The following is a 10,865-nucleotide window of genomic DNA, read 5'->3' as shown; positions in this document are numbered from 1 at the left end:
AGGATGGGCTACGCGGTTTTCGACAACAGCGTTTTAGCGGGAAATCCTCGTTTGTCCAAAGCTTCGATGTAAGAGTATCGCTGGGTAGGATCCGTAACTCCATCATTCCGATTTCTTACGGTATGTACGGAGGGTTTGATTATGATAGGGTGTGGTTGGCCAGCGATGGTTCCGGAAAATGGCACAATTGTCCAGGAGGTGGACTCTATTTTAACATTGCCGGTTTTACCATCGCAAACTTGGCCTATTTTACGACCGATGAGGGAGGACGGTTCAATTTTGCCTTGAGTTTGGCCTTCTGACCAAAGAATACGCCTTTTCCCCCTTTTTATGAGAAATGGATGCAGTGAAAAGATAAACAGGAACATAACAAGTGGGGCATGGAGAGATAGAAAAGGTCCAATGAACTGATAATGTATATGCGCAACGAGGATAGCTATAATGAATCCCGAGATCCTAAAACCGAGTATTTTGTAATCCTGATCAATTTTTGTTATGCGGTATACTTGCTTGGGAGATAAGCTGAACTAATTTGGTTATTAAGCGTTACAACCGATTTTTTAAAAAGTCCCATAGAACTAACGTTTTATGGGACTTATCTACCAAGAGATACAGTTCGATGTCTTTTTCGCCCGTTTCTGTGGAGCGACCTGGGGAACCTCAGCGGCAGCTTTTCTGAGTCATCTACGTTGGTTGCCGAACGGCCGGACAACTACAACATCGTCAACGAGACCCGTCGCGAGCTGGCCAAAATGCTCGATATCGACTGCTTCAAAAGGTATTCTTCGGAGAAAGTGCCTTTCTAGCGAGGCAAACCTCGAGGTGTTAACCCTATAAAGAATGAACGTTTGCCAACGACGTACAAGAACTATTAAAACGGTTCTTACCCAAGACGCCTTGTGCAATGAAAAGGGACGGGGTTGACATGCTGGTATGACAGCTTGCCAAAAACTACCTTGGAATCTCAATAACCTCGGCCAGCTCCGGGTTCAGGGCGTTTGTTATTGCCCAAAGGGTTCCGTCTTTCCCGAACGTGATTCCTGTGAGACCCGGGATTTCGGAAGCCACGACCTCCACCTCCAGTGTAGCAAGATCAATGGCGCTGATCGTGCCTCCAACTCCTCCCCCGAGTACCTCAACGGCAAACCAGCTCAGCTCATCAAGTTCGGCGACGTAAAGCTTCCCGTCTTCGCAAAACACCAAATCTATGATCGAGGTGAAGCCACCGTCGAACAACTTCTCACTGCGCGCGCCGGTCCCACACTCCTCCCCCGAAGCATCGGGCGAAATCCGCCAGATGTTCGATTCGCCTGCAGGGGCCGGAAAACCTTTGAGTTCGCCAACATAGTAGTACCCGTCGGATCCCACCGCAACAGAGGTAGGAACGGCCTGGGCAGGTATCATCTCCGGAAGGTCGCAGATGGATGCGAAGTCGGGATTGGGACACCCGACCAGGCTCTTGAGATTGGCCGTTGACACCAGCTCATCGGGGAACAAGGCAATAACCTCGATATTACCCTGTTTATCCACGCGAAGCAGGTCGTTGCCCCCTGAATCGGTAACCAGCGCGGCATTGCCCCCAAGGGATGCGACGCCGAAGGGGTTGGAATCCACGCCGGCGCCATCGGGATCGTTCGCCTCCTCATAGGCGAACAGGTTGGCAATCAGCTTTATATTGCCGTTCGAGACCTGATGCAGTCCCTGACCGGTGTCGGTAATAGCTCCGTCCTCCCCTCCGGCGGCTCCGGTGGTGGCCCACATAGAACCGCTTCCGATGGGTGCGATGTCGGTGACACCTGGTAGGGGTATCTCAATGACCCCTGAGGCATTGGCAATTCCGGCGCCGGAATCTGCGACCAAGATATTACCGTTGGGTGCCGTCGCAAGGCCGAACAACGGTGTGGTAAACCCCTCGGTACTCGATTCTTGAGGGGCACTAATTGTGCTGGTGGCGGTCGGGTCGACCGAGGGAGCCTCAGTGGCCACTGGCTCCTCACTACACCCTGTTACGAACATGAACAATAGAAAAAGTAAACTGCAAAGCGATAGATTTTTCATAATTACATTAATTTAGGTTGATGAAAACGTAATAAGATATAAGGGGGATAAAACTGGAATGGAACCATTCCTAACAAGCTGTAGCGGGGTAGCCAGTAACCATCACAAGTGCTTCTAAAAAAGCAGAAATAATAGACTGCAAAATGTCAGTCGGCACATGGCCGGACCTTACTATAACGTATTGAAGACCAGCGCCTGATAAAGGTATCGTTTTTAAAGAATACAGCAAATAAAAAATCAAAAAAAATTGACCAACGGTAAGTAATAATACGAATCAAGGTTAATATATTAGTTTTAAAAGCTGCCGCCAGTCTTCCGTATGTGTGCAGGGTCAGACCTTTGGTCGACCTGACCTTGCTCGCCTTTTGGATGTCGGCTTTTTCGATGAGCCAGTTGAACAACGACTCTATGGGCTGTCTTATCTTCGAGAATGTCCTTAAATGCAGGTCGTTGGCGGCGCGATCGAATTTCTTCAGGACCTCCGACATCCCCTTGACGGCCTTGACCGGTGTCAACATTTCAGACCCGAACCTTTGGGACATATCCCGAAAAAAGCCTTTGTCGTTGTATATCTTGTTCCCGAAGAAGGTGCGCCCCAATATTTCCGCCCAGGCCCGCTTGTAGAGGGCCAGGTCATTTACCGAGGCAGGGGTGAATATGATCTGTTCCGGATGTGGAAGCCCGCCCGCACGGCAGAACCCCAGGGCATGTAGCTTCATCCCGGAATAGTACATTCCCTTGGTGGAGCAATTTCCCTTATCGGCAATTTCCCTTGCCACCGTGCCCTTACGCTTGCCGGAACAGGTAATGATCGGCATCGAGTCCAGCACGCTGAGCTCATTGGAGATATCCTCCAGGGCAAAATCCGAACAGAGCGACTCCACCAGGGAGTTCATGACATGGGAAACCCTGTTGAGCCTGTTGTTGAAGGCCTGGTAGCTGCCCAGATCGGGAAACCAGTCCCCCAGATAGCCCGTTGCGAAACGGTGAATCTGCTTTATCCTGAAAATACCCTGATAGTGAAGGGCGAACAGGTATATGGTCATTATTTCCTGGTCCGTGAGCTTGGGCTCACTGTTGTTGCTGAACCGCTGACATGAATATTGCAGCGAGTCCTCATATTTTTCACTGACATAACAATAAATTTTTACCAACTTGTAATCCTTGTTGGTATCCATTTGAGAGGGATGAACTGGATGGACATGGCCTTAATAAAAGATGAGAACATTATTGGAGATTTTGACCAAATTACCTACATCAGAGCCAAGACCAAAGACAAGTTGTTCTCTATCAAAATAACTCCACCTCTTAGAGAGATTTTAATTCGGTTTTATAATGCTGAAAATGAAAATCAAGATTATGTTTTTCCAATTTTATCAAAAGACAATTCCAAATATCAAGTTCACGAAACCATCACGAACAATCTTAAGAGGCAGAATGTTTACTTAAAAAGAATTACTTCGGAATTAGGGCTTCCACCATTTGCGATATATACCGCAAGACATACCTAGGCGAATATATTAAAACGCAGTGGCGCTCCTAGTAAGTCATACAAGATAGTCTAGGACACACTACTGAATCTATGACCCAAGCTTATTTGAATTCATTCGAAACTAGCGTAATCGACGATTATGACACGCAGTTCATGGAATAATTTAACAGGAGAGATTTTCCCAAAAATGGTGATTAGATAGGGGGTACTTGGTTGTTTTGCCGAAGATTTTAAATTTTTCAACCGGCCCCAACGCTCTCAAGGCTATTATTTTTAACTTGGATGAGAAAATGAGCTTTTGGAATGCCCATCCTGACATGACAAAACTAACAAAGTCGTCGTCGCCATATTCCAAACTTTTAGGTTATGGTTTATATGTTTTTTTTGAAAATCGATTATCTATCCTTTCAATTGCACTAAAAGGTAAAGAGCTTCCAATATTTTGCGTTCAAACCTGTTGTGACCAAGTTGGCTCATAACTCGAACGTCGCTGTTTCGAGTCCAGTCCCCGGTACTAGTAAAGACACTGGCTTCCGGGAGATTGGGGGCATTTTTTATTAAATGGGTACAGAATAGGTACAGAATTAACTTTTCAAACTATAATTTAAATCTCCATTAGCTATTAAATCGTATTTAATTTTTAAAATTGACACTTCTTTATACTATAGCCGATTCGCTGGCTTTACCAATTGTGCATAATTTTTGCAATTTATCAGAGAGTACATAGAGAATAGCATACCCATAGCTTACTCACCTTCCACTGCACTCCTTATAATTACATTATCACCAACATAAATAAAGCCTTGATTAATTGGAGCAAGGTCAATACCAAAAGTTATTGCCTGATTATTCGACCTCCGTATTCTGGCCAGGGTCGAAAGTGGTTCAATGTTTGGATTCTTCAAAGCGGTCTTGGGATTGATTGTTATGAATATACATCTTTTGGTACGCTCTTGTACTTTAAGCCTGCAACCGTTGATACTGATTTCCGTCCAATAGTCTTCCTCGAAAGGTTCATCACCATCCACGACGATATTGGGCCTAAAATTTTCTGGTCCGACCTTATAAGGTAGCTTGGAGTTAAGGTAGGCCAAGGTCTTGAGATTGATTAGATGGACAGGTGCGGAATCTACATAGGTTGTGCAAGGCTCTTTTTTTCTCAGTCTATTTCCTACCAATGGACCAGAACCTGCGGCAAAATAGATTAACCTGAAGTTGCCCTTTAGCACGTCTGATATCCACTGTGATGAATCACCGGTCAAAACCGCACCGGCCACTTTTTTTCCGAACAGGGTAGCTGTTTTATCGGCATAATCGGAATATAAGATTACGGGGATACTTACTTCATCAGGTGATTTCAATATAAGCCTACCGTTCTTTATTTCAGAACTTATCCGTACCAGTTCCGGGAAATCCCTACCGGTTATAATTCTGTTCCCGTTATCGATTACGGCCACCTTCCGATCATTCTTTAGGCCCGATAGGCCTATTTCGGCACGTTTCAATCTATTACCTTTTGAGGACTTTAGGGGATACTCATAAATATCGGTAACAATTGTGGCCAATGTAAGGTTTCTTAAAGTTCATTTTCATCGAACATTTCCGTCATATTCTCGATATCGGCAACGAACCGAGTATTTTCCCCTAACGCCAGAATCCAGGACTCTACCAAAATTTTACTGGTTGCGTTACAGGCCTGAAGTCCGTATGAGTAGGGTCGGATGCCCGAGGTATGCGTAAAGGTAATATCCATAATCCTATCGTTCGGAAGGCCATCCTTCCCGATGATGCGGTAGGAAGCATCTACATCTATTCCGCCAGTGTACATATAACTGCGGTTCTTGTCCATGAAAATGGACTCGCTATCCAAAGTCTCCCGAAGTTCTATGAGGATGTCCTCGCTCTCAAATTCCGCCCTGGCCTTCCGTAAATTTCCCATACGTACCAGCGAAACAAATGGAAAATCTTCCAACTGTATGCTCTTCTGGCCTGCACAATTGATGAACATCGTATATTGCATCGTTTCGGCCGATCCATCTTTTGCTTCGACCTTTATCCGTGTTTTCCCATCAGTGGGGGCGTCCTCCTGTACCTCGACTCTTCCAGGAATCAGTTCGATACAGCCTGCATCGTGCAGCGCCAGAAGGATATCGGCCGATGAAAGGGGCAATGCCGCGATAACGTTCATTAGAAACGACATTACCTCTTTTTGGAAAAATAGATAATCCTCGGCCGGCAAAAGCTCGGCATGAAAATTCAGGCAATACATCAGGTCGTCCAATGTCTCCTTCCAATGAATCGGCCTATTGTTCAGTACGGAGTCTCGTGCCGCAATCATTTCCTTCTTCATGCCCTCGAAGGAATCGGTATATTCATGGTCATCGGACATCATCCTTACAAAATCCCCGAATCCAAAATCTGCCTTTTTCATTAACTCGGCCTTGTTTCCCAGCCCATCTTTTTCCAAGGCCTCCATCAATGCACTTCGGCAGACCTTGTCAAAAAAGGTATCGATCCTTAAGAATCCCTTCGCATCCAAAATCGATAACAATTCCTCCCTATCGGTATGTCGGTAAATCTTGCGCATCGGTTCCTCCTGTTCGTACTGCAGATGGGGGAGCCAGCCCTCGGCAGAATGCATGACGACCTTGAATTTTTGCGCATCGCTGCGAAGATGATAAGTCAGCTCTTTACCGTTTTTGAAGAACTTTCCGTGACGGTGCGCAAGGGAGGTCGCTACGTCGAAGGCGCTCAGGGAAGCTCCAAGGGTACCAATTGTAAAATTAAACGGTTCTCCTTCCTTTGGTAATAGTTTATGAATGGGCCAAGGTGAGCCATAATATCCTTTTTTCGGTCTGTCCTCTTCTTTCCAAGCGTGTCCGGTGGCGATAACGACCTTAGAAAAATCATGGTGAACCCCATTCTCGGTCTTGACCGCAACACGTTGTTTATCCGTAAGGAATTCAATATCCCGGACCTCTGTTCCCGGTACTTCCTCGATATGGATTCCCCCGCTTTCCAACTTATGGATAAGGGTCAGGTATTGCTCCCGTAGATAGGAGCCCAGTGCCAATCTGCTATATACCTCCGACTCGTCGATGGGAAGCTCCGTTACGTTCAGTTCCGAGAGAACGGAGCTGTCCTGTTCCCGCAACCAATCGGCGAATGCTTTAGGGAGCTCGGGAATCTCCTCCGAGGATATATTGGCAAGGTTGTAAATGTCGGTAGTTTCCGGGCTATATGGCATACCCATACCCAGATAGCCTCCCCGTTCAAAAATAGTTATGCTCTGGATTTCGTTCTTAAGTACTTCTAAGTTATCCTTGATGTGTTTCAAAAGATAAATAGCGGTGGCTCCCGAACCGATGAGTGCCAAGCGATTTTGTTTCATAGGGACATTTCGGTTTTGGAAATCAAAATTAGACAAGTGTTTTGACGTAATTAATGCAATATCCTATTACTATTGACCTTAAAGCTAAAATTTTGGCCTCCTATAATTCTAAATCGAAAGCTATTGAACACTTTATCCCTTATACTAAACTACCATTCTTTTACCGGAAAAATAAATTGCAGGATTCTGATTCGACCTTAATCTCTGAAAATATGTTATAATCCATAAGGATTTTACACATTAGATGCTCAACCAAAACTATAATCATGGAAGATTCAAAAAGGAAAAAAATCCTTAAAAAATTTGCGAGGATGAAGAAGTTGGAAAATAAGCATGTGGAGGACATGACCCCGAGTAATACAGCTTGATGTATCCCTATCTTAGCAACTTATCCTATCCGGATTCGTGTAACCAAAAATAGGAAATCTAAGTTCTTCAAAACAATTTTTCATGCCTTGCCTGAAGAATTTGACGAAAAATCAGAACAGTTTACCAAGAAATATTCAAATCACATTCAAAGTAATCGTGTACTTCTAAAATTCAAGGATCGTGCCTTAAAAGTTTATGCCGATCTTGAATATAAAAATGAAGATTTTTCGCTATTGGATTTTGAAGGAGCTTTTGTATCGACCGCAAAACCAAAATATATAGTCAAAAATTTCTTCTATTTCTGGGACGAAATAATAGAGGAGCTCAAATCTGCCGGCAGAACTGGTGATGCAACAATACACGACGAAAGTTTAAAAGCACTTAAAAAATTCAATGGTAGCACCAAGCTCGAGTTTCAACAAATCAATTTTACTTTTCTCTCGAAATACGAAAATCACTTAAGGTCACGTGGTGGCACGAACGGGGGAATCAGTATCCGTATGCGCTGTATAAGAACAATATTCAATAAAGCTATCGATAGAGACATAACGTCGATCCAGTACTATCCGTTCAAAAAATATAAAATTTCCAAGTTGAAAAGCGACCCCAACAAAATCGCACTTGATTATTTTGATGTGATGAAAATTATACAATGGGATCCAACCGAGTATTCCCACCTAATCGACAGCCACAATTATTTTGTTTTTAGCTTCTATACCCGTGGAATGAACTTCACGGACGAAATGCTATTGGAATGGTCCCAAGTGGGGCACAAAAAGATTCTCTATACGCATTCCAAATCAAAGGGTAATTTCAGCATAACTATTCTTCCTCCGGTTAGAAAAATATTGGATTACTACAAGAAAAATACATTGGGCACCAAATATGTATTTCCAATTCTATTAAGGGATGATATGACACCAATTCAATCGAGCATCGCAAGAAAAAAACCCGAAAAAAATACAATCAGGATTTAAAGGAAATCGCATTCTTTTGTGAAATCGATGCTAAGGTAACCCGTTATGTGGCGAGACACAGTTTTGCGAACTCGTTAAAACAAATGGGCGTAGCAACCGATGTGATAAGTGAAGCTCTTGGTCATAAGGATATTAGGATAACACAAGGTTACCTGAAAAGTCTGGAGAATTCCGTACTAGATCAAGCGATTGAATTACTACTGTAGAAATTTGAACAAAGTAATAGTCTCCAAAGTAACTATTGACGATATTGATCAATGACCAATGAAAGTTTTAAGAAAAGTGCCATAAGAACGGGTCGTTTTCCCTCTATTTATTCTAGTAAACAGCACCGGATACAGACATTCTTAAGGTTAGGAAATTATTCGATTTGCTAAAACGTCTAACTCTAACCCAGTCACAAAGATTTGGCAATATTTACTTTTTATTGCCGAATCTTTGTGTTCATTATCTTTGTAAAAATCAAACTACTGCTGGCTGGAAGGCCAATAGCCACCCAATGGCTATTCCACCGCGACATCGTGACGTAGTTATGATGGATTCTAACATTTCATTATCGCTATTTCGTATTTTGTAAGTTCAGGTAGTAAGTTAGCGATAGTTTTAAAGACGCCCAAGACGTAGTCCCCGTATTTTATCATCCGTTTATGAAACGTCCCAAGGTCTTTAGGTTTTTTCTGGCAGCGGCCTATCCAGAAGGGCCGACATTTTTTCCTTTATCCCATTCCTTTCGGTAAGCTGGGCCTCATATCCTTCGGGATCGATTTTTTTCTTGAGCCTCAGGCCACGGTAGATCAGTTCCCCGAACTCCGTCACCCACTACGAGGCGTAGGGTTCGGTGAAGTACACCAGTTTGCGCAACAGGTGCGCGGTACAAATATTGGTGCATCCCGAACGAGGTGCGGAAATGGCTCGCCCAACAATCGTGCACCAGTACTGCGTTCGGAAGCCCAAATATCCGTGAACCTCCCGCCGCATAGAACAAATGATCCTCGGAAAATTAGCAGATCCTAAACTAAATTACCATCGGCCAAAGACCGATGAGTTTGGGTTTCGCCTAAAATCGATTAAAGAACTGTTCCGTGCCGCCATTTGCTCTATGCCAGCACAATCTTGAACGGCCCTAACCTTTGCACAAGGAAACTTAAAGTTGGAAGGGAAATACTAAAGTCTTCGCCAAAAGACGATAGATTTCTTCTCAGAATGATACATTAATTTCAAAATTTTAAGTTTTTATACTAAATTGCGATGTATAATCAATACCCAACCCTCTATTCCCAAATATAGGACTTGGACTCTACAAAAGTCTTTTGAACAGTACTAATTTTGACTTCGCCCGGCAAGCGGGAGCGACCCATTTGGTGGTGCAGTTGGTCAATTATATGAAAGAGGGGAATAATTCGACTTTGGGAGAGAACTATTTGAACGGTTGGGGAACTACCGAGAACCAAGGAAATCTCTGGGAATACGATGACCTCGCCAGATTGAAAAAGGAATTCGAATCCCATGGTCTTATCTGAGAAGCTATTGAAAAACTTTGACCCGTCGCACTGGTTCGATATTTTATTGGATGGCCCGAAGCGTAACGAACAGATGGATGACCTAAGATATACTTGGTAATCTAGGTATTCCCATAATGGGGTATTATTTTAGTATTTCCGGGGTCTGGGGATGGGAATCTGCCAACATTTCACGAAAGGAAATGTGGGATAGAATCCTTTGGTTTTTAAACAAGGTTCTGCCCGTTGCCGAGGAAAACGGTATAAAAATGGTAGCGCATCCCGATGACCCGCCCATGCCCGAACTTCGTAGTTCCGCCCGGCTTTTTTACAGCATAGCCGAATATGGAAAGTTGTTGGAGATTTCCAATAGTCCGAGCAACGGCTTCGAATTATGTATGGGAACGTTACAAGAGATGAAAGATGGTGATGTGCTCCAAACCTTGGATAGGTACAGCGCTCTTGGCAAAATTGGTTATATCGATTTTAGGAACGTCAAGGGAAAGGTCCCCTATTATCGTGAAGTTTTTGTGGATGAAGAGGATTTGGATATGGCAGCGGCCATCCGTATTCTAAAGAAGAACGACTACCCTGGCATTTTAATTCCCGACCCCAGTCCTGCAATGACCTGCGATGCCCCTTGGCACGCCAGTATGGCCTATGCCATGGGCTATATGAAAGCTTTGATCGATACTATATGAGCGATATGTGTAGCATAAACGACAAATGGACCTACAACAATATAAAGGTCATTTTTATGGAGAATGAATTCCTGAAAATCGGGATTTTGGCGGGGCGGGGTAGCGACATTTTTAAGTTTGTCTATAAACCGGTCGGCATTGACCTGATGCTCAAATTGGATAAGGATATTATTAATCCGGCCGAAGTGTTCTCCCAAGATCGAAGTACTACTAATCAATTTGAGGATTATTATTACGGGGGGATGGCAGGAAATTTTACCGAACAGTCCACCTATGGATTATCGCGGAGCCCGATTGGGGCAACATGGGGAAGTTTCCCTGATTCCATGGGACTATGCCATTGTCGAAAACACCCCTGCCGAAGTAATCCTTAAATTA

Annotated in this window: 11 protein-coding genes; 6 read left to right on the top strand and 5 right to left on the bottom strand. The window is 44.0% G+C overall.

Features of this window, described 5'->3' with window-relative positions; all coding sequences use genetic code 11:
* Nucleotides 1-302: hypothetical protein (locus ACEW8S_RS02540; RefSeq protein ID WP_373516613.1), on the top strand; the 302-nt coding region annotated here is incomplete at its 5' end.
* Nucleotides 303-951: 649 nt separating this feature from the next.
* On the opposite strand, the gene ACEW8S_RS02535 is transcribed toward ACEW8S_RS02540, so the two are convergent.
* Complete coding sequence (locus tag ACEW8S_RS02535) at nucleotides 952-2,058, bottom strand: ScyD/ScyE family protein (protein WP_373516612.1); 1,107 nt, start codon at nucleotides 2,056-2,058, stop codon at nucleotides 952-954.
* Between the two features lie 146 nt (nucleotides 2,059-2,204).
* Entirely contained in the window at nucleotides 2,205-3,236 is a 1,032-nt protein-coding gene (locus tag ACEW8S_RS02530) for a transposase (RefSeq protein ID WP_373516611.1), read from the bottom strand.
* Between the two features lie 24 nt (nucleotides 3,237-3,260).
* Between ACEW8S_RS02530 and ACEW8S_RS02525 the strand changes: the two genes are divergently transcribed.
* Nucleotides 3,261-3,569, top strand: coding sequence for a hypothetical protein (locus ACEW8S_RS02525; RefSeq protein ID WP_373516610.1), 309 nt, complete (start codon nucleotides 3,261-3,263; stop codon nucleotides 3,567-3,569).
* Nucleotides 3,570-4,296: 727 nt separating this feature from the next.
* Here the strand turns inward: ACEW8S_RS02525 and ACEW8S_RS02520 are convergent.
* Together ACEW8S_RS02520 and ACEW8S_RS02515 are read right to left on the bottom strand one after the other, a co-directional pair.
* A complete protein-coding gene (locus tag ACEW8S_RS02520; protein WP_373516609.1) occupies nucleotides 4,297-5,115 on the bottom strand; it encodes an MOSC domain-containing protein in 819 nt (272 codons plus the stop codon).
* Nucleotides 5,116-5,126: 11 nt separating this feature from the next.
* Entirely contained in the window at nucleotides 5,127-6,941 is a 1,815-nt protein-coding gene (locus tag ACEW8S_RS02515; RefSeq protein ID WP_373516608.1) for an FAD/NAD(P)-binding protein, read from the bottom strand.
* A gap of 371 nt (nucleotides 6,942-7,312) precedes the next feature.
* Between ACEW8S_RS02515 and ACEW8S_RS02510 the strand changes: the two genes are divergently transcribed.
* Both ACEW8S_RS02510 and ACEW8S_RS02505 read left to right on the top strand, forming a co-directional pair.
* Nucleotides 7,313-8,287 (top strand): phage integrase SAM-like domain and Arm DNA-binding domain-containing protein, encoded by a 975-nt coding sequence (locus ACEW8S_RS02510; RefSeq protein WP_373516615.1) that lies wholly within the window; start codon nucleotides 7,313-7,315, stop codon nucleotides 8,285-8,287.
* Nucleotides 8,239-8,493: a tyrosine-type recombinase/integrase gene (locus ACEW8S_RS02505; RefSeq protein WP_373516614.1), complete on the top strand. Its 255-nt coding sequence runs from the start codon at nucleotides 8,239-8,241 to the stop codon at nucleotides 8,491-8,493. Before ACEW8S_RS02510 ends, ACEW8S_RS02505 begins: the two co-directional genes overlap by 49 nt.
* 460 nt (nucleotides 8,494-8,953) lie before the next feature.
* Here ACEW8S_RS02505 and ACEW8S_RS02500 read toward each other — a convergent pair whose 3' ends face one another.
* Entirely contained in the window at nucleotides 8,954-9,103 is a 150-nt protein-coding gene (locus ACEW8S_RS02500; protein ID WP_373516607.1) for a hypothetical protein, read from the bottom strand.
* A gap of 494 nt (nucleotides 9,104-9,597) precedes the next feature.
* Between ACEW8S_RS02500 and ACEW8S_RS02495 the strand changes: the two genes are divergently transcribed.
* Both ACEW8S_RS02495 and ACEW8S_RS02490 read left to right on the top strand, forming a co-directional pair.
* Nucleotides 9,598-9,807, top strand: coding sequence for a hypothetical protein (locus ACEW8S_RS02495; protein ID WP_373516606.1), 210 nt, complete (start codon nucleotides 9,598-9,600; stop codon nucleotides 9,805-9,807).
* 116 nt (nucleotides 9,808-9,923) lie between these two features.
* Complete coding sequence (locus ACEW8S_RS02490) at nucleotides 9,924-10,487, top strand: mannonate dehydratase (RefSeq protein WP_373516605.1); 564 nt, start codon at nucleotides 9,924-9,926, stop codon at nucleotides 10,485-10,487.
* Nucleotides 10,488-10,865: the final 378 nt, after the last annotated feature.

This window comes from Pricia sp., assembly GCF_041745955.1.
Lineage (GTDB): Bacteria > Bacteroidota > Bacteroidia > Flavobacteriales > Flavobacteriaceae > Pricia.
Note: the sequence above shows the minus strand (reverse complement) of the source record. Positions and strands in the feature narration are given on the sequence as shown.